General features: G+C 68.2%; 21 protein-coding genes. 9 read left to right on the top strand and 12 right to left on the bottom strand.

Annotation, left to right across the window (positions count from 1 at the left end; all coding sequences use genetic code 11):
• Positions 1–49 precede the first annotated feature (49 nt).
• Entirely contained in the window at positions 50–1,324 is a 1,275-nt protein-coding gene (locus WFI52_RS01230; protein ID WP_336625395.1) for a multidrug effflux MFS transporter, read from the bottom strand.
• Positions 1,325–1,508: 184 nt separating this feature from the next.
• Between WFI52_RS01230 and WFI52_RS01225 the strand changes: the two genes are divergently transcribed.
• The gene (locus tag WFI52_RS01225; protein WP_336625396.1) at positions 1,509–2,231 is read left to right on the top strand and encodes a DUF3105 domain-containing protein; all 723 of its coding nucleotides are present in this window, start codon (positions 1,509–1,511) and stop codon (positions 2,229–2,231) included.
• A complete protein-coding gene (locus WFI52_RS01220; RefSeq protein WP_336625397.1) occupies positions 2,228–2,905 on the top strand; it encodes a DUF305 domain-containing protein in 678 nt (225 codons plus the stop codon). Before WFI52_RS01225 ends, WFI52_RS01220 begins: the two co-directional genes overlap by 4 nt.
• 38 nt (positions 2,906–2,943) lie before the next feature.
• On the opposite strand, the gene WFI52_RS01215 is transcribed toward WFI52_RS01220, so the two are convergent.
• The 4 genes from WFI52_RS01215 to WFI52_RS01200 all read right to left on the bottom strand — a co-directional run bounded on the left by WFI52_RS01215 (position 2,944) and on the right by WFI52_RS01200 (position 9,609).
• Entirely contained in the window at positions 2,944–5,793 is a 2,850-nt protein-coding gene (locus WFI52_RS01215) for an HAD-IC family P-type ATPase (protein WP_336625398.1), read from the bottom strand.
• A gap of 32 nt (positions 5,794–5,825) precedes the next feature.
• Positions 5,826–6,803 carry a carbohydrate ABC transporter permease gene (locus WFI52_RS01210; RefSeq protein ID WP_336625399.1) on the bottom strand — a complete coding sequence of 326 codons (978 nt, stop codon included), beginning with the start codon at positions 6,801–6,803 and terminating at the stop codon, positions 5,826–5,828.
• On the bottom strand, positions 6,800–8,152 hold the full coding sequence (locus WFI52_RS01205) for a carbohydrate ABC transporter permease (RefSeq protein WP_336625400.1): 1,353 nt from the start codon (positions 8,150–8,152) through the stop codon (positions 6,800–6,802). The genes WFI52_RS01210 and WFI52_RS01205 overlap by 4 nt, the downstream gene beginning before the upstream one ends.
• 125 nt (positions 8,153–8,277) lie before the next feature.
• Positions 8,278–9,609: an ABC transporter substrate-binding protein gene (locus WFI52_RS01200; RefSeq protein WP_336625401.1), complete on the bottom strand. Its 1,332-nt coding sequence runs from the start codon at positions 9,607–9,609 to the stop codon at positions 8,278–8,280.
• Positions 9,610–9,838: 229 nt separating this feature from the next.
• Between WFI52_RS01200 and WFI52_RS01195 the strand changes: the two genes are divergently transcribed.
• The gene (locus tag WFI52_RS01195; RefSeq protein ID WP_336625402.1) at positions 9,839–10,858 is read left to right on the top strand and encodes a LacI family DNA-binding transcriptional regulator; all 1,020 of its coding nucleotides are present in this window, start codon (positions 9,839–9,841) and stop codon (positions 10,856–10,858) included.
• 51 nt (positions 10,859–10,909) lie between these two features.
• Here WFI52_RS01195 and rplL read toward each other — a convergent pair whose 3' ends face one another.
• The gene (rplL, locus tag WFI52_RS01190) at positions 10,910–11,293 is read right to left on the bottom strand and encodes a 50S ribosomal protein L7/L12 (protein WP_292863653.1); all 384 of its coding nucleotides are present in this window, start codon (positions 11,291–11,293) and stop codon (positions 10,910–10,912) included.
• A 49-nt stretch (positions 11,294–11,342) separates the two neighbouring features.
• Complete coding sequence (gene rplJ / locus WFI52_RS01185) at positions 11,343–11,831, bottom strand: 50S ribosomal protein L10 (protein WP_292863658.1); 489 nt, start codon at positions 11,829–11,831, stop codon at positions 11,343–11,345.
• Positions 11,832–12,185: 354 nt separating this feature from the next.
• Between rplJ and WFI52_RS01180 the strand changes: the two genes are divergently transcribed.
• The 4 genes from WFI52_RS01180 to WFI52_RS01165 all read left to right on the top strand — a co-directional run bounded on the left by WFI52_RS01180 (position 12,186) and on the right by WFI52_RS01165 (position 16,417).
• Positions 12,186–12,875, top strand: coding sequence for a YqaJ viral recombinase family protein (locus WFI52_RS01180; RefSeq protein ID WP_336625403.1), 690 nt, complete (start codon positions 12,186–12,188; stop codon positions 12,873–12,875).
• A gap of 165 nt (positions 12,876–13,040) precedes the next feature.
• Positions 13,041–14,765, top strand: a complete 1,725-nt coding sequence (locus tag WFI52_RS01175) for an MDR family MFS transporter (RefSeq protein WP_336625404.1) — start codon at positions 13,041–13,043, stop codon at positions 14,763–14,765.
• Between the two features lie 6 nt (positions 14,766–14,771).
• Entirely contained in the window at positions 14,772–15,275 is a 504-nt protein-coding gene (locus WFI52_RS01170) for a MarR family winged helix-turn-helix transcriptional regulator (RefSeq protein ID WP_336625405.1), read from the top strand.
• A gap of 110 nt (positions 15,276–15,385) precedes the next feature.
• The gene (locus WFI52_RS01165) at positions 15,386–16,417 is read left to right on the top strand and encodes an NADP-dependent oxidoreductase (protein WP_336625406.1); all 1,032 of its coding nucleotides are present in this window, start codon (positions 15,386–15,388) and stop codon (positions 16,415–16,417) included.
• Between the two features lie 9 nt (positions 16,418–16,426).
• On the opposite strand, the gene WFI52_RS01160 is transcribed toward WFI52_RS01165, so the two are convergent.
• A complete protein-coding gene (locus WFI52_RS01160) occupies positions 16,427–17,305 on the bottom strand; it encodes a LysR family transcriptional regulator ArgP (RefSeq protein ID WP_336625407.1) in 879 nt (292 codons plus the stop codon).
• Between the two features lie 72 nt (positions 17,306–17,377).
• On the opposite strand from WFI52_RS01160, the gene WFI52_RS01155 reads away from it, so the two are divergent.
• Positions 17,378–18,043 (top strand): LysE/ArgO family amino acid transporter, encoded by a 666-nt coding sequence (locus WFI52_RS01155; protein WP_336625408.1) that lies wholly within the window; start codon positions 17,378–17,380, stop codon positions 18,041–18,043.
• An 18-nt stretch (positions 18,044–18,061) separates the two neighbouring features.
• Here WFI52_RS01155 and WFI52_RS01150 read toward each other — a convergent pair whose 3' ends face one another.
• Positions 18,062–18,400: an iron chaperone gene (locus WFI52_RS01150; protein ID WP_336625409.1), complete on the bottom strand. Its 339-nt coding sequence runs from the start codon at positions 18,398–18,400 to the stop codon at positions 18,062–18,064.
• Between the two features lie 45 nt (positions 18,401–18,445).
• Here WFI52_RS01150 and WFI52_RS01145 point away from each other — a divergent pair, with 45 nt between their 5' ends.
• Entirely contained in the window at positions 18,446–18,724 is a 279-nt protein-coding gene (locus WFI52_RS01145; RefSeq protein WP_336625410.1) for an acylphosphatase, read from the top strand.
• Between the two features lie 49 nt (positions 18,725–18,773).
• On the opposite strand, the gene rplA is transcribed toward WFI52_RS01145, so the two are convergent.
• The 3 genes from rplA to nusG all read right to left on the bottom strand — a co-directional run bounded on the left by rplA (position 18,774) and on the right by nusG (position 21,105).
• The gene (gene rplA / locus WFI52_RS01140) at positions 18,774–19,463 is read right to left on the bottom strand and encodes a 50S ribosomal protein L1 (protein ID WP_292689148.1); all 690 of its coding nucleotides are present in this window, start codon (positions 19,461–19,463) and stop codon (positions 18,774–18,776) included.
• A 13-nt stretch (positions 19,464–19,476) separates the two neighbouring features.
• Positions 19,477–19,908, bottom strand: a complete 432-nt coding sequence (rplK, locus tag WFI52_RS01135) for a 50S ribosomal protein L11 (protein ID WP_137417828.1) — start codon at positions 19,906–19,908, stop codon at positions 19,477–19,479.
• Between the two features lie 120 nt (positions 19,909–20,028).
• Positions 20,029–21,105 (bottom strand): transcription termination/antitermination protein NusG, encoded by a 1,077-nt coding sequence (gene nusG / locus WFI52_RS01130; RefSeq protein ID WP_336625411.1) that lies wholly within the window; start codon positions 21,103–21,105, stop codon positions 20,029–20,031.
• Positions 21,106–21,110 lie beyond the last annotated feature (5 nt).

Below are 21,110 nucleotides of genomic sequence, written 5' to 3'. Positions count from 1 at the left end.
CCGACCACGATCCCTCTTCCCGGGAGGCGGGCCGGCCCGCCGACGCGCGTCAGGGCGCGAGGCGGGCGACCGTCCTCGGCCGGACGACGAGCCACAGCGACAGGCACCCGGCGACGGCGCAGCCGATCATGACGGCGGCCATCGTGCTCGCCGTGATCCCGGCATCCTGCGCGATCCATCCGACGAGAGGCGAGATGACCGCGGCGACGCCGAAGTTGCTCGCTCCGATGAGGGATGCCGCGGTGCCCGCCGCCTTGCCGTGCCGATCGAGCGCGAGCACCTGAACGCACGGCATGGTGAATCCGCACGCGGTCATGAAGACGAACAACGGCACCACCGTGCCCCACAGTCCCGCGTCCAGTTGATCGAGCACGACGATCGCCGTGGAAGCGATGACAAGCACGGCTGTCGACCAGGCGAGGACCCACTGCGGTCCGAACCGTGCCGCCAGGCGCGATGCCACCTGCACACCGAGCACGACGCCCAGGGAATTGGCGGCGAAGAGCACGCCGTACTGCTGCGGATCGAAGCCGTAGCCCTCCTGGAACAGGAACGGGGACGCCGAGAGGTACGAGAACAACCCGCTGAACGTCATTCCGCCGATGATGAGCACACCGATGAACACACGGTCGCGCAGCACGCTGCGGTATCGCTGCAGCACCGTCGCCCCGCCCTTCTCCTGCCGGCGAGCGACAGGGAGCGTCTCGGGAACGATGACCATCGCCGAGACGAGCATGACGAGGCCGTACACGGCGAGCACGACGAAGATGCCCCGCCACGGCATGACGGCGAGGAGAGCCGACCCGATGAGGGGTGCAGCGACGGGAGCGACACCCGAGACGAGGGCGAGACGGCTCAGCATGACGACGAGTCGACGCCCGCCGAAGAGGTCGCGGACGATCGCCATCGCCACGACGCCGCCCGCCGCCGCACCCATGCCCATGAGCACCCGCGCGAGGCTCAAGAGCTCGAGTGAAGGGGCAAGGGCCGCGCCGGCGCTCGCGACGACGTGCATCGCGGTGACCACGAGGAGCGGGATGCGCCGGCCGACCTTGTCGCTGAGCGGGCCGACGATCAGCTGCCCGAGTGCGAACCCGATCATGGTGCCGGTGAGCGTCAGCTGGATCGCCGCCGCGGTCGTGTGGAAATCGGCCTGAAGAACCGGGAAGGCCGGCAGGTAGAGGTCGACCGTGAACGGACCCAGCGCCGTCAAGGCGCCCAGCAGGATGATGTAGACGATACGGCGAGGCGTTGAGATCGCGTCGCCCGGGTGCAGCACGATCGGCGCGGTGGAGGGCGAAGCGGAGCGGTCGATGTCGCGCACGGATGTCCCGTCGGTGGCGGAAGGGGGAGAGTGAGAGGGCAACGCACGGATCTCGAAACGATTCGGCGAGCTTTCTATGATATTGCCGACAGTGGCCCCCGAGCCGACCCACGCACGTATTCGACTGCATAGGATCGGATCACCGGCGATGTCCGCGCCGGCTTCCCGAGCCGAGATCACGCACATGACCCCGACTTCCCCGCAGCAGCCCCCGTCGAAGCGCACGAGCGGAAACCCCGCGACGCAGGCGCGGATCGACCTCACGGTCAAGCAGCAGCGCGAACAGCAGAAGCAGGAGAAGCTGGCCGAGTACCAGCGCCAGCTCGCGAAGCGCCGCCGCAGCCGGCTGACCTGGTGGGTCGTCGGTTCCGTCGCCGCGCTCGCCGTCGTGGGCGTCGTCGCGGCATCCATCATCTTCGCCCCCGCCCCGGCGCCCACCTACGAGGCCGGGGGCACCGGCGCGACGATCGACGGTGTCGAGACGTTCACGAACGAGACCCGCCACGTCGAGGGCACGGTCGACTACCCGCAGAACCCGCCCGCGGGCGGCCCGCACAACCAGTACTGGCTGAACTGCGGCGTCTACGACCAGCCGCAGCAGAACGAGTACGCCGTGCACTCGCTCGAGCACGGCGCGATCTGGGTGACGTACGACGCCGCGCGGGTCTCCGGCGACGAGCTCGCGACGCTGAAGTCGCACCTGCCGTCGACCTATACGATCCTCTCCCCGTATGAGGGGCTGCCCGCCCCGATTGTTCTGAGCGGCTGGAACACGCAGCTGCAGCTGCAGGATGCGTCCGACCCGCGCATCCCCGCGTTCTTCGAGGAGTACTGGCGCAGCCAGAACGTCCCCGAGCCGGCAGCGGCGTGCACGGGCGCGATCGACGGGCCCGGCAAGCTGTCGTGAGCCGGTCTTCCGACCCGACGCCCGCGCGTGCCCTGCCGCCGTGGTGGGCAGTGCTCTTCGTGGCCGTCGCCGTCGCCGCACTCGCGTTCGCGATCGGGCGCTTCTCGACGTTCGGCGCGGGCGCGGCGGGGGCGCTGCCCGGCACCGACTCGCCCGAGGCGGGTTTCGCTCGTGACATGCAGGTGCACCACGCCCAGGCCGTCGAGATGGCGATGGACATCTACCGCACGACCGACGACGAGAGCGTGCGCGTGCTCGCCTACGACATCGCGACGACCCAGTCTGCTCAGAAGGGCGAGTTCTACGACTGGCTCGTGAAGTGGAACCTGCCGCAGTCGGGCGGCCCGCTCATGGCCTGGATGGCTGCGGCGCCGTCCGGTCACGAGCACGCCGCGTCGCCCTCTGCCACGGAAGCGGAGCTCCGGGCCGAAATGGGCATGGCGACGACCGACGAGATCGACGGCATGCGGGCGGCGACGGGCACGGATGCCGACTGCCGCTTCCTCTCGCTCATGATCCGCCATCACGAGGGCGCGCTCCCGATGGCGCAGGCCCTCGTCGACCTCGGGAACGAGCCGCGGGCGATCCAGGTCGCGCAGGGTGTGATCGCGACGCAGTCCGCCGAGATCGACCTCATGACATCGCTGCAGAAGAACCTCGCCTGCGCTCCCTGACGCACGGTGGGCTCGCTCCGCCGGGCTGACCTCCCGAATCAGCCCGCATGGAGCACCGGGCGGAAGAACCGCCCGCTCGGCGGGAGCCACAGCGCCGCGATGACGGCGGCGTGGAGCACGATCTGCGCGATCGACCACCCGCTGAAGTCGTGCGTCTCGATGAGACTCCACACCTGCAGCGCCATGAGGATCGCCGCGAGCGCAGTGACGAAGACGCGGGACAGCCCGCTGCCGCGCCCGAGACCGGATGCCGCGGCCACCGAGAGCAACCCGAACAGCATGATCCCCGATCCGATCAGGGAGACGGCCACGACTTCACCCTCCGCAACGTCGTAGCGACTGAGCAGGAAGAGGAGCCCGAAGAGCGCGCTCGCGAGGCCGCCGAGGTAGACGAGCACGACGGCGATGGCAACGCCCACCGGGCGGGGCGCGCGCTCCAAAGGATGTGCAGCGAGAGCGCGGGTACCGCCCGCGGCTTCGCTGCGCGCCACGTAGCGACGCTGAATCGCACGGATAACCTCGACGAGGACGATCGCGATGATGCCGTATAGGGCGATCACGAACGCCGTGTCCTGCCCCGGGTCGACGAGCACGAAGAAGCTCCGTGCGAGGGGCACGCTGAAGATCACGACGAGAGCGATGAACATCGCCCCGACGACCGCACCCTTATAGCGGTTGAGAGGGCGGGCGAGCACCCCGAGGATCCAGATGCCGACGACGGCGAGGATGATCGTCGCGCCGGTGCGCAGCTGGTCCGCGTCCACGGTGCCGCGGACGGTGAGCGTGTAGAACGTGAGCGTGAGGGCGACGACGATGCCCGCGGGGATCGCGAAGCTCAGTGATCGCCGGAGGAAACCGGGGATGTACCGTTGCGCATTCGGCATGAGCGCGAGAAAGAATGCGGGGATGCCGATCGTCAGGCCGTCGGTGATCGAGAGCTGTCGCGGCAGGAACGGGAACTCCAGCACGAGCACGCCGAACATGATCGCGAGAAGCGTCGCGTAGACGGTCTTCGTGAGGAAGAGCATCGAAACCCGCTCGATGTTCGCGATGACCTGACGCCCTTCGGCGACGACGTCGGGCAGGTGGGAGAACTTGCCGTCGAGGAGCACGAGGCGCGCGACGGCCTTCGTCGCGGGGGATCCCGAGTTCATCGCGATGCCCATGTCGGCCGTCTTGATCGCGAGCGCGTCGTTGACACCGTCGCCGGTCATCGCGACGGTGTGACCGCGCGACTGGAGGGCTTCGACCATCCGCTTCTTCTGGTCCGGCGTCACGCGCCCGAACACGATGTTCTGCTCGAGCACATCGGCGAGCGCGGCTTCGTCCTCCGGAAGGGTGCGGGCGTCATAGCCCTCGGCTGCATCCAGACCGACCTCACGGGCGATCGCGGCGACGGTGCGCGGGTTGTCCCCCGAGATCACCCGGATATCGACGTTCTGCTCCTGAAAGTAGGCGAGCGTCTGCGCGGCGTCCTCGCGCACCTTCTCGCGGAAGGTCAGCACCGCCGCGGGCAGAAGCCCCTCCGGCAGGCGCTCGGCCTCCGCATCTGCTGCGGTGAGGGATGCCGGGGCGAACCCCAGAACGAGCGTCCGGCGCCCCGACGCGGCGCGCGCGGTGACGATCGCTCCGAGCGGGTCGTCGGCATCCGTCGCCGCCGCACCGAAGATCATCTCGGGGGCACCGAGCACCCACGTCCCCTCGGCATCCGAGAACGACACGGCGCTCCACTTGCGTGCCGACGAGAACCCGATCGTCTCGGAGGCGACCCGCACCGGCTCGGCGCCGAACGGCTCCAGCAGAGTCCGTGCGGTCGCGTTGGCCTCGGGTGCCCGCCCGTACCAGCCGAGTGTCTCCCGCCAGCCGGTCGTCTCGGTGAGCACGGTGGCATCGCCGTAGGTGATCTCCCCCTCGGTGAGCGTGCCGGTCTTGTCGAGACAGATGACGTCGACGCGCGCGAGGCCTTCGACCGCGGGGAGCTCGTTGACGAGCACTTGGCGGTTTGCGAGGCGAGCCGCCCCCACGGCGAACGTGATCGAGGTCATGAGCACAAGACCGAGGGGGATCATCGCGGTGAGCGACGCGATGGTGTTGACGACCGCCTGCACCCAGGTCCCCGTGTCCCACGCGTGCGACCAGCCTCCCGCGGCCTGCATCTGCGCGTTGAGGACAAGGAGGCCCACGGGGCCGATCGCCCAGCCGACCCACGTGAGGACGCGGTTGATCGAGTCGCGCAGCTCAGATCCGACCAGAGAAAAGCGCTTCGCCTCGTCGGCGAACGTGTTCGCGTACGAGTCGGCACCCACGCGCACGACCTGGGCCTCCCCGTCACCGCCGACGACGATCGATCCGGAGAGCGCGTCGTCGCCCTCGTGCTTGTCGATCGCGTCGGCCTCACCCGTGAGCATGGACTCGTCGATCTGAAGACCGCGCGTCGACACGACGCGCGCGTCCGCGGGGAGCTGATCGCCCGCGCGCAGCACGAGGATGTCGCCCAGGACGACTTCTCCCGGCGGGATCTCGCTCTCTTCGCCGTCACGCCGCACGCGGGCGCTCGCGGCGTTGAGGAGCGCAAGTCGGTCGAGCGCCGCCTTCGCGCGGAACTCCTGCACCGAACCGATGACGGCGTTCGCGATCGCAGAGAACCCGAAGAGGGCGTCCTGCCAGCGGCCGAGGACGAAGAGCACCCCGAAGCACGCGAAGACGATCCCGTTGAAGAGTGTGAAGACGTTGGCCCGGATGATGCTGGCCGCGCTCCGGCTGGTCTCGGCGGTATACGCGTTCGCCTGGCCCGCCGCAGTGCGCCGCGCCGCCTCCGCAGCGGTGAGGCCGCGGGCAGGGTCCACGGCGTCGCCGGCGTCGGAGGATGTCGTGAGCGGGGAGGCCATGGGCTGAGCCTAGAGCCTCCCCGCTCTCCGATTCAGCCCTTCGTCGCCCCCGCGAGCAGACCCCGCACGAAGAAGCGCTGCAGGCCGAAGAACACGAGCAGCGGCACGATGATCGAGATGAACGTGCCCGCCGCCTGAAGGAACCACTTGTTGCCCCACGTGCCCGACAGCGAGTTCAACGATTGCGTCAACGGCAGCGACGACGATGGCGCGAAAATGGTGGCCACGAGCAGGTCGTTCCACACCCAGATGAACTCGAGCACCGCGAAGGATGCCAGGGCGGGAGCGGCGAGCGGAAGGATCATCCGGAAGAAGATCTGCCCGTGCCCCGCGCCGTCCACGCGCGCGGCCTCGATGACCTCGCTCGGAATCTCCGCGATGAAGTTGTGCAGCAGGAACACCGCCAGCGGCAGGGCGAAGATCGTGTGCGCGATCCACACCGTCGCGAAGCTGTGCTCCATGTCGCGCAGCGCGAAACCGGGGAACACGGTGACTTCCCCGATCGTGAGGCCGCGCGAGAACAGGCTCAACAGCGGCACGAGGGCCATCTGCAACGGCACGATCTGCAGCGCGAACACCGCGATGAAGGCGAAGTTGCGCCCCTTGAAGTCGATCCAGGCGAACGCGTACGCGAGGAGCGACGCCACCGCGAGCGCGAAGAACACGACCGGGATCGTGATCGCGAGCGAGTTCAGGAACGACTGGCCGAGCGTGAGCGCGGTGCCGCCCGAGTTCAGCGCCTCCGAGTAGTTCGACAGGGTGAACGACGGATCGACGAACACCGTCCACCACCCGGTGGACTGCACGTCGGCGCCGGGGCGGAACGAGGTGACGAACAACCCGAACGTCGGAATCGTCCAGAAGAAGGCGATGATGATCGCCGCGATCGTCGCGCCCTTGGAGGTCAGGCGCTTGCGCGCCATCGCCTCGTTCTTGCGCGTGTCTCGTGCGACCTGCCGGGCGGTGCGCGTGTCCGCGATCGGCTCGATGATGTCGACCCCGGTGCTCATCGGATCTCCCTCTGCTTCCGGATCTGGATGACGTTGAACACGATCAGCGGCGTGACGAAGAGGAACAGCACGACGGCGAGCGCCGCAGAGTGACCGTAGCTCTGGAAGCGCTGCTGCTGGTTGACCATCTCGAAGGCGAGCACGCTCGTGTTCGAGCGGCCGCCGGTCATGACGGCGACGATGTCGTAGATCTTCAGCGCCCCGATCGCCACGGTGGTGACGACGACGACGATCGACGAGCGGATGCCGGGGACGGTGACGTTGCGGAACCTCTCCCACGCGTTCGCGCCGTCGAGCTCGGCGGCTTCGTTCTGCTCGGCCGGGACCGCCTTGATGGCCGCGGAGAGGATCACCATGGCGAGGCCCGTCTGCGACCACACGAACACGACCATGAGCAGGAGGCTGTTGACGAGCGGCGTGACACTCAGCCACGACACCGGCTCACCGCCGAACGCGGTGACGATCGCGTTCAGGATGCCGAGCTGGTCACCCTGGCGGTAGTCGTAGACGAACTTCCAGATGATGCCCGCCCCGACGAACGAGATCGCGAACGGCATGAAGATGAGGACCTTGAGGAACTTCTCTCCGCGCGCTCGGTCGATGAACACGGCGTACGCCAGTCCGATGATCGTCGCGACGGCGGGAGCGATCAGCACCCAGATCACCGTGTTGATGACCGACCAGAAGCCTTCCGGGTTGGTGAAGACCCAGACGTAGTTCTCCATGCCGACGAATTCCTTGCCGGTCTTGTCGAAGAACGACTGGACGAAGGTCGCGATCGCCGGGTAGATGAGGCCGACCAGCAGCAGGATGACGGCGGGGGCGGCGAACAGCACGAGCTGGAACAAGTAGCCGGCGCCCTCGCGGGAGCGGTAGTCGAGGAGGAAGAGCACCGCACCCAGGACCACCGCGATGCCGAGGACGTAGAGCACGGCGTTCTGGTACGGCCGCAGCAGCATGAACGCGATCACCGGGATCGCGAAGCACGACACCAGGCGCAGCCAGAAATAGAAGCGGCCGGGGCGCGGAGCGAACTCGATCAGCAGCAGCAGGAGTCCGATCACCGCGCCGAAGACGACGAGGACGATCGGGATCTGCACAAGCTGATGCTGGTTTCCGAGCCACTGGAAGAAGCTGTTCAGCGAGAAGCCGATCGTCGTCGGCTTCGTCTCGCGCGGGGTCTGGATGATCAGGAAGACGAAAAGCGCGACGACCAGGATGGCACCGACCAGCAGGATCAACCGCGATCCGCGGGCGGTGCGTTCGCCGTCGCGGCGAGGGGGATTCTTCCCCGGTGGTTCTGCGGGAGCCGACGTCGTCGTGGGCTTCGCGGTCGTGGTGTCGGACATGCGGCAGGGCCTCCGTGTGCTTCGGCGGACGCGGAACGGGTGCCGTACGGACGGGCTCCGTACGGGTGCGAGAGTGGTGGGATGCCGGTCAGACCGGCATCCCACCACCGCTCAGATGTTGCGAATCAGTTGTTGTAGCCGGCCTGGATGTCGCTGAGGACCGTGGCCTGGTCCTTGCCGTCGATCCAGTCGACCATGCCCTTCCAGAACGACCCCGAGCCGACCGTAGCGGGCATGAGGTCGGACGCGTCGAAGCGGACGGTCGTGTTCGGGTCCTGCAGCAGCGTCATCGCGTCGGTGAGGAACTCGCTGGACGCGAGCGACGGGTCGGCGTTCTTGTTCGCCGAGATCACGCCGCCGAGCTTGACTCGCGCGTTGGCGAAGTCGGCCGACGCCATGAACTCCTGCACCTTGGCGGTCGCCTCGTTGTCGTTGAACGCCGCGACGAACTCGCCGCCGGCCTCGACCTGCGTCTCGCCCTCCTTCGTGCCCGGGAGCACGAAGGCGTAGACGTCGCCATCGGCGGCGACCTTCGGGGTCTCGCCCGCGGCGGTCTTCACATCGAGGAAGTTCGACGAGAGGAACGACGCCTGGTGCGTCATGGCGCACGTGCCGTCCGCAACCTTTGCCGCGACATCGGCGAAGGCCGTCGAGTTGATGCTGCGCACGTCGCCGAAGCCAGCGTTGACGTAGTCGGGGTTCAGCAGGATCTTGCCGAGCGAGTCGAACGCGTCGACGATCGGCTGATCAGTGAACTTGACGTCACCGGCCACCCACTTGTCGTAGACGTCGGTGCCTGACTGGCGCAGCACGAGGTCCTCGATCCAGTCCGTCCCCGGCCAGCCGGAGGCGGTACCCGACTCGAAGCCCGCGCACCAGGGAGCGGTCCCCGACTTCTCCTGGATGGTCTTGGTCAGAGTCAGCAGCTCGTCCCACGTCTTCGGGACCTCCACGCCCCATTCCTTGAACTTGGCGGGCGAGTACCAGACGTAGCCCTTGACGTTGGCGAGCATCGGAGCGGCGTAGAAGGTGCCGTCGACCGTGCCGTAGGCCTTCCAGTCGGACGACCAGTTCTCGTCCACGGCCTTGTCGACCGCGTCGGGAGCCTTGACGACGTCGCCCGTGCCGATGAGGGTCTGCAGCAGACCCGGCTGCGGGACGATTGCGAGGTCGGGAGCGTCACCACCGGTCACCTTGGTGACGATGTTGCCCTCGAACCCCTTGTCACCCGTGTACTCGACCTTGATGCCGGTGTCCTCGGTGAACTTCGCGAACGACTGCTGCAGCAGATCCGCCTCGGATCCGGTGATACCACCCGAGATACGGACAGTCTGGCCTTCCGCCGAGCCGCTGCTGTCGCCGCCGCTCGAGCCCCCCTCGGCACAGCCCGCGAGCGCGAAGCCGGCGACGCTGATGACGGCGATCGGCGCGATCCACCGACGTTGAGTTTTCCGCACGTGATTCCTCCTCGTTGAGTGCGTACCTCGACTCCCCGCGCATCTGTGCTGTCGTAGGGAACCGATTCCACATCACCGTATTGGACTTCCGCACCCAACGCAACATCGGCGAGATCACGAGCGGATAACGGCGATTCGAGGCTGTGGGAGCGCGCACATTTGATCACAAGCGGTTCCACACTGGGCGAGATTTCCACTATCGTGAGGAAGCGACTCGAGGAGGAGCCGAATGGCAGGCATTGCGGAGGTGGCCGCACGGGCGGGCGTCTCGAAGGCGACGGCCAGTCGCGCGCTGAGCGGGTCGGGCTATGTGTCCGAGACCACCCGGGCGCGCGTGCGCGACGCCGCCGACGCCCTCGGATACGTGCCGTCAGCGGGCGCTGTCGGGCTGGCGACCGGGCGCACGCAGAACATCGGCGTCGTCATGCCGTATCTCAACCGCTGGTTCTTCGCGGAAGTGCTCGAAGGCATCCAGCAGGCCCTCCTGGAACGCGGACTCGACCTCACGCTGTACGACGCCAAGCCCGGCACGCCCGGCCGCGAACGGATCTTCGGCGACTTCCTCGCGCGCAAGCGCTTCGACGGGCTCATCGCCGTCGGTCTCGAGCCGGTCGACCAGGAGATCGACCAGCTGACCCAGATCGGAAGGCCGATCGTCAGCGTCGTCGGCACGGGAGAGGAGACGAGCGTCGTCGCCGTCGACGACGACCACGCGGCGCGCCGTGCGACCGAGCACCTCATCGAGCTGGGACATCGCGACATCGCATTCGTGGGAGGGTCGCCGCGCAGTCATTGGGCGCATGTCGATCAGGAGCGCCTCGCGGGGTACCGGCACGCGATGCGCGAAGCCGGTCTCTCCGAGTTCGTCCGCCACGCGCACTCCGAGGTGTCACTCCCTGGCGGCTATGCCGCAGCGGCGGACCTGCTGGGCGATACGCGCCGCCGCCCGACCGCGATCGTGGGCGTCTGCGACGAAGTCGCGATCGGGACGATCATCGCGGCCCGGCGCCTCGGCATCCAGGTGCCGTCGTCGCTCTCGGTCGTCGGCATCGACGATCATGAGTTCGCGGACATGTTCGCCCTCACGACGCTGCAGCAGGTCCCCCGTGAGCAGGGCGCGGCCGCCGTCGAAGTGCTGCTCGCCGAGATCGCCGACCCGGGGCGCGCGCGCACCGTCATACGCACCCCCGCGCGCCTCATCATGCGCAATTCCACCGCAGCGCCCTCGCTGGGAGCCCCCGCGGGATGACGAGAGCCCCCCTGCACGAGGCAGGAGGGCTCTCGGAACGCGTGAGCGTGATTACTTGAGGGTAACCGTCGCGCCGGCCTCTTCGAGGGAAGCCTTGGCCTTCTCGGCGGTCTCCTTGTTCGCGCCCTCGAGCACGGCCTTGGGGGCACCGTCGACGACGGCCTTGGCCTCGCCGAGGCCGAGCGAGGTGAGCTCGCGGACGACCTTGATGACCTGGATCTTCTTGTCGCCGGCGGCCTCGAGGATGACGTCGAACGAGTCCTTCTCCTCCTCGGCCTCAGCGGCGCCCGCGCCACCAGCGGCACCGGCGACGGCGACGGGGGCAGCAGCGGTGACCTCGAACTTCTCCTCGAACGCCTTGACGAAGTCGTTGAGCTCGACGAGGGTCAGGCCGGCGAACTGCTCGAGCAGCTCCTCAGTGGTGAGCTTAGCCATGATGTATCTCCTAGATAGATGGGGTGTGTGGTGAAGAGATCGCCACCGCTCACGCGGCTTCGGCGGTCTCCAGCTTTTCGCGAAGCGCGTCGATGGTGGCGGCAGCCTTGCCCATCGTCGCCTTCATCATGCCCGCAGCCTTCGCCAGCAGAACCTCGCGGCTCTCGAGCGAGGCGTACTTGTTGACCTCGTCGGCACTCAGGGCGTTGCCCTCGAAGATGCCGCCCTTGATCACCAGAAGCGGGTTGGCCTTGGCGAAGTCACGAAGAGCCTTGGCAGTGGCGACGAAGTCACCGTGCACGAAAGCGACGGCCGAAGGACCCTTGAGGTCCTCGTCCAGCGCCGTGATCCCCGCGTTGTTGGCGGCGATCTTGGTCAGCGTGTTCTTCACCACGGCGTACGAGGCGTCCTGACGGATGCTGTTGCGCAGCTGCTTGAGCTGGGCAACCGTCAGACCGCGGTACTCGGTCAGCAGAACGGCGGCGGAGTCCTCGAAGTTCTTCGTGAGCTCGGCAACCGATGCGTCCTTGCGCGCCATGGTCACTCCTTGGATGTGTACGTGACGCCCCACGATGGCGAGGCGCCGCCGCGACCGCACCCCCGCAATGCGAAAAAGCTCCGGCGCAAGCGCACGGAGCTTCGATTCCGGTTTCCCGGTGAGTTCAGTGTCACCTGCGCGGGCCCCTGCACTGCAGAGCTTCGTCGGCGTGAACTTTCGCACACACCGAGACCAGCGGTCTTTGGCTCCCGCAAGTCTACGTCCCCGGCGCACGCGAGCCAAATCGCCTCGATCCGGACTCGAAACCGCCGATCGTTCTCGAGTCCGCCGGTCATGGGCCGTGGTCTGCGCGTCGCGCGCGGCACTGTCCGCGGAGCGGGTTAGCCTCGAAGCATGACTCCGGAGGCCTTTGCAGCACTCGCTCCGGACCTCGCCTCCCGCATCGTCGCAGATTCGCGTGACCGTGTCGGCTGGATGCGGGCGAGGTCGCGCGGCATCACGGCCACGGACGTCGCACAGCTGACGAGCCACACCGCGATCGCCCGCGCCGCGGACTCGAAGCTCGGCGGCGGACCCGGATTCTCCGGCAACGCCTACACCGACCACGGGCGGCGGCGTGAGCCCGAGATCGCCGCCTGGGTGGCAGCGACCCATGGTATCCAGCCCTCGTCCGCCCTCTTTCACGCCGTCGTCGAGAAGCGTCACCTCGCGACGCCCGACGGCATCGCGGTGGATGCCGAGGGCCGGGTGACCCTCGCCGAGATCAAGACGACCAACAAGACGTGGCGCTCCATCCCCCGCACGTACCTGCGTCAGGTCTGGTGGCAGCAGCACGTGCTCGGCGCCGAGCGCACCCTCGTCGTGTGGGAGGAGCACGACGGGTTCGTCCCGGTCGGCGACGAACCCCGTTGCGCCTGGGTCGAGCGCGATGAGCGCGAGATCGGGCAGCTCGTCCGGCTCGCGACAGAGCTGATCGACGAGCTGTACCGGAGGACGATGTCGCGTCGCGGCGTCCCGTCCACGGCCGTCGCACCGCCGGGCCCGCCGCGCGAGCCATTCCGCGCACTCGCGCTCGCCGACTGACGGCATTACCCGCGCTCGGTGGCTCCCTGCGCGCCATTGGTTGACGTAAGTCAACGAGGGGTGTATCGTTGACCAGTCTCAACGGTTGATTTCAATCAACCATTGCCGATCGGCAGCGCCGCCCCCGTCGTATCGCCCCACCCTCGAAGGACTCCTATGTCAGCCATGTCTTCCGACGGCACCGTGAAGCCCCGCATGAACCACCGTCAGGTGCTCGAAGCCCTTTCCGGCCTCATCCTCGGCATGTTCGTGTCCATGCTCGCCTCCACGGTCGTCTCCACCTCGCTCCCGGTCATCATCCACGACCTCGACGGCAACCAGACCGCCTTCACGTGGGTCGTCACCGCGACTCTCCTCACCACCGCGATCTCGACCCCCGTCTGGGGCAAGCTCGCCGACCTCACGAATCGCAAGGTGCTCTACCAGCTCGCGATCGTCATCTTCGTGCTGGCGACCGCTGCGGCCGGCTTCTCGACGAACCCCGAGATGCTGATCGCGTTCCGCGCGATGCAGGGCATCGGCGCCGGCGGCCTCGCCGCACTCAGCCAGGTGCTCATGGCCGACATCATCAGCCCGCGCGAGCGCGGCCGCTACATGGGCCTCTTCGGCGGTGTCATGGCGCTCGCCACGATCGGCGGCCCCCTGCTCGGCGGTGTGATCACGGATGCCTGGGGCTGGCGCTGGAACTTCTTCGTCTCGCTTCCGGTCGCCATCGTCGCGCTCATCCTCGTGCAGGCGACGCTCCACGTCCCCGCACGCCCTCCGAAGAAGACGCGCATCGACTACGTCGGCATCGTGCTCCTCTCGGTCGCAGTCTCGCTGCTGCTGATCTGGGTCACGAACGCCGGCACCACCGTGACGGGCGACTGGGCCGACCTCGCGAACAACAACGACTGGTGGAGCCTGAACACGATCCTCATGGTCGGCGGCTCCATCCTCGCCACCGTGCTGTTCATCGTGGTCGAGCTGCGCTCCGCGGAACCCCTCATCCCGCTGAGCCTCTTCCGCAACCGCACCTTCACGCTGTCGGTCATCGCCTCGATCGCGACCGGCATCGCGATGTTCGGCGCGTCGGTCTTTCTGAGCCAGTACATGCAGCTCGCCCGCGGCGCCACGCCCACCGAGGCGGGTCTCATGACGATCCCGATGATCGGCGGCCTCCTGCTCTCGTCGATCGGCGTGGGGGCCCTCGTCACAAAGTACGGCACGTGGAAGCCCTACCTCGTCGTGGGCTCGGTGCTGCTCATCGCCGGCGCCGCGCTCCTGTCGACGATCCACTACGACACCGACTTCTTCCTCGTGTCGGTCTACATGTTCCTGCTGGGCGCCGGCGTCGGCATGACGATGCAGAACCTCGTCCTGGTCGTGCAGAACACGACGCGGCCCGAGGAGATCGGCGTCGCGAGCTCGGGCGTCACCTTCTTCCGCAGCCTCGGTGGCACGATCGGCGTGTCCGTCATGGGCGCCGCGCTGGCTGCGCGCGTCATCGACCTCGTCGCCGAGCGCAAGGATGACATCACGGCCGCGATCATGAGTCTCGGCGACAAGGCCCAGTACTGGAGCGACCAGCTGCAGTCGGGCGCCCTGCCGAAGGTCGCGGAGATGCCCGAGGCGCTGCGTGTCGTGTTCGAGGACATCTACGCGAACGGAATCTCGCACTCGTTCCTCATCGCCGTCCCCTTCGCCGTCGTCTCGCTGCTGGCCATCGTGTTCCTGCCGAACAAGTCGCTGACGACGATGACCACCACCGAGCGCATCCAGGCGAGCGAAGCCGACTTGGCGACCGTCTCGGTGCCCGAGGCGATGGCGACGCTCACCGCGACGGGCTCGGTGCGTGTCGTTTCGGATGCCGAGGGCGATGGCAGCGCGCCCAGCGACGGCCGGTCGTAGCAGGCGATGATCCCCGCACACGAAACCGACCGGGCGCGCACCGACGCGGTGCGCGAACGCGAAACCGACCGGGCGCGCACCGACGCGGTGCGCGCCCTGGAGGGCGAGTTCAGTGAGCTGATCACGCGCATGCGGCGGCTGCTCATGGAGAACGCCGAGCGCGTCAGCCCGGGCATGCTCCCCGGCGCCTACAAGGTGTTCACGACGATCGTGCGGCGCGAGCGTGTCTCGCAGTCGACCCTGGCCGAGCATCTCGTCGTCGACAAGGGGCAACTCAGTCGCGCCGTGCGCGAGCTCGAGCAGCTGGGCCTCATCCAGCGTGAGTCGGACCCCGACGATGGGAGGGCGAGCATCCTCTCCCCCACCGCACACGGCCTCGCCCGCCTCGCGCAGGCGCGCGCGCCGCAGGAGGACACGCTGGCGAAAGCCCTCGCCGGGTGGCCCGTCGACGACATCCAGAACCTCACGAGGCTCCTGCACGCCCTCACGACGAGCAGCCTCCCGGGCTGACCTTCTCAACCCGGTAGCACCCGCGTAACACGTCGGAGACAAATCCACGCTTGACTGGGTCGCACCCCAGGCATCCTGCTGGCGACGTCGACACGCGGAAGGACACGCTCATGAAGTTCCGGCCGCTGCGCCTCGCTTCCGTCACGGACCCCACCCCCGTCGAGCCGATCGCGGTGCCCGAAGAGATGCGCGCGGTGATCTTCGACGCCCCGGGCGGCGCCGACGCGCTGCGCGTGACCGCCACCCCGACGCCGGCCCCCGTGCTGAGCGAAGTTCTCGTGCGAGTGATCGCCGCCGGAGTGAACCCGATCGACGCCAAGACCCGGGCGGGCGCCGGCCTGAGCGGTGCGATTGACGGCTACCCCAGCACCCTGGGCTTCGACTTCAGCGGTGTCGTCGTCGCATCGCCCTACGAAAGCCACCCCTTTCCCGCGGGAACGGAAGTGTTCGGAATGGCCGCGTTTCCCCGTTCGGGCGGTAGCTACGCCGAGTACGTCGTCGCCCCCACCTTGTCGGTCGCCCGCAAACCCACGTCGCTCTCGCACGTCGAGGCCGCGGGGGTGCCTCTGGCAGCTCTGACCGCGTGGGGTCTGGTGGTGGAGACGGCGCACGCGCACGAGGGACAGCGGATCCTCATCCACGCCGGCTCCGGCGGCGTGGGCCACTTCGCTGTCCAGCTCGCCGCCTACTTCGGGGCGCACGTCACGGCCACCGGGTCCGGACCCAACCTGGGCTGGCTGCGCGAGCTCGGGGCATCCGTCGTCATCGACCGCTTGACGACGCGGTTCGAGGATGTCGTGGGCGAGGTCGACGTCGTCATCGACCTCGTCGGCAACGTGCACGACGCCACCGGATCACGCTCCCTCGGGGTCATCCGCCGCGGCGGTCTGTACGTGCTCGTTCCCACCGGCTCCTGGCCGGGCTACGCCAAGGCGGCGGCGTCCGCCGCGGTGCGGGCGACGTCGTACAAGGTCATACCCGACGGTGTCGTGCTCGCCACCCTCGCACGCCTTCTGGATTCGGGGGCGATCCGCGTCTACGTCGATCGCGTCTTCCCGCTCGCCGAAGCGGCGGCCGCGCACCGTGAGCTCGAACAGGGCCACACCCGAGGCAAGATCGTCCTCTCGGTCGCAGAGGCGTGACGGCGTCCGTCACCTGAGCACCCGCCGCCCCTCCGCGACGACCTCGTTCGCGACGGCGTCGAGAAGGGCCGAACGCAGGTTCCACTGCTGCCAGTAGAGCGGCACGTCGATCCCGGGTCCACCGAGGGCCACGAGCGTCCCGTCTGCGAGACCCGGCTGGGCTTGCAGCTGCGGCAGCAGAGCCCAGCCGAGACCGAGCGTCGCCGCGGTCGCGAAGTCCTGCGATGCCGGTACCCGGTGGCGCGGCGGCAACGACGCGTCGGCACCGCGCGCGACGAGCCAACGCGACTGCAGGTCATCGCGGCGGTCGAAATCGATGAGGGGTGCGCGGGCGAGGGCGAGGGCGGTGACTCCGTCCGCGAAGTGCGTGCGCACGAACGCGGGCGCTGCGACCGCCTCGTACCGGAGCACGCCCAGCGCCTGCACCCGACATCCCGCCACGGGCTCGGCTCGCGACGTGACCGCCGCCATCACGGCGCCCTCCTCGAGCAGCCCCGCCGTGAAGTCCTGATCGTCGCGATGCAGGTCGAACACGACAGGATGCTGCGCGCACAGCCGCGCGAGCGGCTCGAGAAACCAGGTCGCGAGCGAATCGGCGTTCACCGCGAGGGGCATGCTGGTGCGCGCGGCGACGGCGCCGAGCTCGATCGCCGCGTCCTGCGCGAGCAGGTCGAGCTGCCGCGCGAAGCGGACGATCGGATGTGCGGCGGGCGTCGCGCGCAGGGGCTTCGACCGCACGAGCAGCACTCGGCCGACACCGGCCTCGAGCGCGCGGATGCGCTGGCTGACCGCCGATGGTGTGATGCGCAGACGCTCTGCCGCAGCTTCCATGCTCCCGGCATCCAGCACGGCGGCGAGGGTCGCCGCGCCGACCGCGGGAATGTGCACGTTGAAGCCCTTCTTCAGCTACGGAAAGAATCTGAACTGGACTGTATCAATAGCGCCTCGTAGCGTCGAGACGTGCTCTCTTCGTTGCTCGCCGGTCTCGGCCTCGGCCTGTCGCTCATCGTCGCGATCGGAGCCCAGAACCTGTTCGTCCTGCGGCAGGGCATCCGGCGCCAGCACGCCGTCGCAGTGGCGCTCGTCTGCGCGCTCTCGGACGCCGCTCTGATCGCCCTCGGGGTCTCTGGGCTCGGCGCGCTCCTGCACGCCGTGCCCTGGCTCATTGACGCCGTGCGCTGGGCCGGCGCCGCCTTCCTGACGGTCTACGCGGCGCTCGCCGCGCGGCGGGCGCTGCGCGGCGGAGGCGAGACGCTCGACGCCGCGGCATCCACCATCTCGTCCGATCTCCCTTCGGGCGCGTCCGCCGGGACCGCGACCCGCACGCGCTCGCCATCGCGCCTCGCGCCGGTGCTGCTCACCTGTCTCGCGCTGACCTGGCTGAACCCGCACGTGTACCTCGACACGGTGTTCCTGCTGGGTTCGGTCGCCGCGACGCACGGCGAGACCCGCTGGGTGTTCGCCGCGGGAGCCGTGCTCGCGTCGTTCATGTGGTTCTTCGCGCTCGCGCTCGGCGCGCGATCCCTCGGCCGGTGGCTCGCGACTCCCCGCGCGTGGCGGATCCTCGACGGCATCATCGCCGTCGTGATGCTCGCGATCGCAGTGAGTCTCGTCCTGCCGCATTGACGGCCCGGCCCGCACCGCTCAGCCGTCGATCTGCCTCTTGCGCGCGGCGACGAGGGCGCGGATCGTCTCGTCCGGCAGAGGCTCGGTGAACCGGATGGTTCCCTTCGCATGGTCGACGCCGTCCAAGAGCGGCAAGATCTCGACGATCGCGGCGGGACTGAACGGATACACGCCGAAGTGCGCCTTGGCGCGCATCACGGACAGAAGAGACTTGCCGCGGTAGATGAGCGCCGGCATGCCGTAGCCGAGTCCCTGTTCCGCATCGGGAACGACGCAGCGGGCCACCGCATAGATGTGGGCGATGATGGCCGCGTCCGGCGGCTCGAGCGTCTCGAGGTAGTCGTCGATGGTTCCCATAGCGGCATCCTTCCAGTCGCCGCGTCATCGCGACAGGATGGGGAGATGAGGCGCGTGCACGTGACGGTATCCGGCGACGTGCAGGGGGTCGGATATCGCTACACCCTGCAGCAGGTCGCCCAGCGCGCCGAAGTGGTCGGCTGGGTGCGTAACCTCCGCGACGGTCGCGTCGAGGCGGAGCTCGAAGGCGAGGATGCCGCGGTGGCGAGCGTGCTGGAGTGGATGTCGAGGGGCCCCGCCGGGGCCCGTGTCACCGGTCGAGACGCCGCAGAGGCCGCACCGACGGCCAGCGACACGGGCTTCGCCGTGCGGCGAGACGGCTGAAACGACGCAGGGGCCCCACCCGAAGGTGGAGCCCCTTTGTGCAACGAACTCAGACGAGCGTGTTGACGTCCAGCGGGATGCCGGGGCCGAACGTCGTCGACACCGCACCCTTCTGGATGTAACGGCCCTTGGAGCTCGACGGCTTCAGGCGCACGATCTCCTCGAGCGCAGCCTTGAAGTTCTCGTCCAGCTGCTCGGCCGAGAACGACGCCTTGCCGACGACGAAGTGCACGTTGGCGTGCTTGTCGACGCGGAATTCGATCTTGCCGCCCTTGATCTCCTCGACGGCCTTGGCCGGGTTGGGGGTCACGGTACCGGTCTTGGGGTTCGGCATGAGGCCGCGGGGGCCGAGCACCTTACCGAGGCGACCGACCTGGCCCATGAGCTCGGGCGTCGAGACGGCCGCGTCGAACGCGGTCCAACCACCGGCGACCTTCTCGATGAGCTCGGCGCCGCCGACCTCATCGGCTCCCGCGGCGATAGCGGCCTCGGCGGCCGGGCCCGTCGCGAACACGATGACGCGGGCGGTCTTGCCCGTGCCGTGCGGGAGGATGACCGTGCCGCGGACCATCTGGTCCGCCTTGCGCGGGTCGACGGCGAGCTTCAGCGCGACCTCGACGGTGGAGTCGAACTTGGTCGAGCCGGTCTCCTTCGCGAGGTTCACCGCCTCGGTCGACGTGTAGAACTTGTCGCGGTCGATCTTTGCCGCGGCAGCTTCGTAAACCTTGGACTTAGCCATGTCGTTCTCCCCCTCAGTCCTCGACCGTGATGCCCATGGAACGGGCGGTGCCGGCGATGATCAGCGAGGCGGCCTCGATGTCGTTCGCGTTCAGGTCGGGCATCTTCGTCTCGGCGATCTGGCGGACCTGATCCTTGGTGAGCTTCGCGACCTTGACGGTGTGCGGGGTCTTGGAGCCCTTCGCGACGCCGGCAGCCTTCTTGATGAGCTCCGCCGCGGGCGGGGTCTTCAGGATGAACGTGAAGCTGCGGTCCTCGTAGACGGTGATCTCCACCGGGATGACGTTGCCGCGCTGCGACTCCGTCGCGGCGTTGTACGCCTTGCAGAACTCCATGATGTTGACGCCATGCTGACCGAGCGCGGGGCCGATCGGCGGCGCCGGGTTGGCAGCACCGGCGTTGATCTGAAGCTTGATCAGGCCGGTCACCTTCTTCTTCGGTGCCATTCTCTTTCCTTTCGTCGAGTGGATGCCGAGGCACCCCTCTCCCGCAGATCCGGCGGTTCCGGACAGCGGTATGCCCACGGACACGCGGGCAACCTGTCGAGTCTACGACAGGAGTCTGTGTTACTGCTTGGTGACCTGGTCGAAAGACAGCTCGACAGGCGTCTCGCGCTCGAAGAGCGAGACGAGCACCGTGAGCTTGCCGCGCTGCGCGTCGATCTCGCTGATCGAGCCGGGGAGCCCGGCGAACGAGCCTTCCTTGATCGTGATGGTCTCACCGATCTCGAAGTCGACCTCGGTGATGACGGCGCGCGCCTGCGTGGCGGAGCCCTTCGCGGCGCCCTTGGCGGGAGCGGCCTCGGTCACCTGGACGAGCGACTTGAGCATGTTGAACGCCTCTTCGAAGCGCAGCGGCGTCGGGTTGTGGGCGTTGCCCACGAAGCCGGTGACACCGGGAGTGTGCCGCACGACCGACCAGGTGTCCTCGTTGAGCTCCATGCGCACCAGCACGTAGCCGGGGATGCGCACGCGGTTGACCATCTTGCGCTGGCCGTTCTTGATCTCGACGACGTCCTCCATCGGGACCTCGACCTGGTAGATGTCCTCTTCGACCTCGAGCGAGTTCTTGCGCTGCTCGATGTTGGCCTTCACCTTGCGCTCGAAGCCTGCGTAGGAGTGGATGACGTACCACTTGCCCGGAAGCGAACGCAGTTCGGCACGGAACGCGTCGTAGGGGTCCTCGGCCGCGCCGTCCTCGTCTGCTTCGACGTCGTCGACGAGATCAGCGGCACCGCTCACCTCGGCGACGAAGCCCTCGTCGAGAGCGGGCGCATCCGGCTCGCCGTTGACGTCGGGACCGTCGTACGGCGTCACGTCGTCGGCGGCCGCCGCGGCGGCCTCGGCCTCCTCCTCGGCAAGCGAATCGTTCAGCACTTCCGCTGCCGCCTCGGCCTCGGCGGCCTCGTCGATCTCCAATGCGTCGTTCACGATGGCGTCTGCCTCCGGGTCGTCGATGTCGATGTCCTCGTCGTCGCCGGCATCCTCGTCGTCATCGTCCACGACGTGGACGGCGAGGTGCTCGGCGGGAGCCGACGAGAGCTCCTCCGCGGCGAGGATGTTGCCCTCCTGGGCCTCGTCGTCCTCGCTGGACTGCTCTGCGGCGGTCGCCCAGTCGGCGTCGTCGGTGTACTTCTCAGGCACGTGGA

The sequence above is a fragment of the Microbacterium sp. MMO-20 genome (assembly GCF_037147735.1).
Lineage (GTDB): Bacteria > Actinomycetota > Actinomycetes > Actinomycetales > Microbacteriaceae > Microbacterium.
Note: the sequence above shows the minus strand (reverse complement) of the source record. Positions and strands in the feature narration are given on the sequence as shown.

Bases quoted from the DNA above. Each gene is read 5' to 3' on its own strand.
- WFI52_RS01225 (WP_336625396.1), top strand. From the start codon at position 1,509: ATGACCCCGACTTCCCCGCAGCAGCCCCCGTCGAAGCGCACGAGCGGA.
- WFI52_RS01215 (WP_336625398.1), bottom strand. From the start codon at position 5,793: ATGGCCTCCCCGCTCACGACATCCTCCGACGCCGGCGACGCCGTGGAC.
- WFI52_RS01210 (WP_336625399.1), bottom strand. From the start codon at position 6,803: ATGAGCACCGGGGTCGACATCATCGAGCCGATCGCGGACACGCGCACC.
- WFI52_RS01205 (WP_336625400.1), bottom strand. From the start codon at position 8,152: ATGTCCGACACCACGACCGCGAAGCCCACGACGACGTCGGCTCCCGCA.
- WFI52_RS01195 (WP_336625402.1), top strand. From the start codon at position 9,839: ATGGCAGGCATTGCGGAGGTGGCCGCACGGGCGGGCGTCTCGAAGGCG.
- rplL (WP_292863653.1), bottom strand. From the start codon at position 11,293: ATGGCTAAGCTCACCACTGAGGAGCTGCTCGAGCAGTTCGCCGGCCTG.
- rplJ (WP_292863658.1), bottom strand. From the start codon at position 11,831: ATGGCGCGCAAGGACGCATCGGTTGCCGAGCTCACGAAGAACTTCGAG.
- WFI52_RS01180 (WP_336625403.1), top strand. From the start codon at position 12,186: ATGACTCCGGAGGCCTTTGCAGCACTCGCTCCGGACCTCGCCTCCCGC.
- WFI52_RS01175 (WP_336625404.1), top strand. From the start codon at position 13,041: ATGTCTTCCGACGGCACCGTGAAGCCCCGCATGAACCACCGTCAGGTG.
- WFI52_RS01170 (WP_336625405.1), top strand. From the start codon at position 14,772: ATGATCCCCGCACACGAAACCGACCGGGCGCGCACCGACGCGGTGCGC.
- WFI52_RS01165 (WP_336625406.1), top strand. From the start codon at position 15,386: ATGAAGTTCCGGCCGCTGCGCCTCGCTTCCGTCACGGACCCCACCCCC.
- WFI52_RS01150 (WP_336625409.1), bottom strand. From the start codon at position 18,400: ATGGGAACCATCGACGACTACCTCGAGACGCTCGAGCCGCCGGACGCG.
- WFI52_RS01145 (WP_336625410.1), top strand. From the start codon at position 18,446: ATGAGGCGCGTGCACGTGACGGTATCCGGCGACGTGCAGGGGGTCGGA.
- rplA (WP_292689148.1), bottom strand. From the start codon at position 19,463: ATGGCTAAGTCCAAGGTTTACGAAGCTGCCGCGGCAAAGATCGACCGC.
- rplK (WP_137417828.1), bottom strand. From the start codon at position 19,908: ATGGCACCGAAGAAGAAGGTGACCGGCCTGATCAAGCTTCAGATCAAC.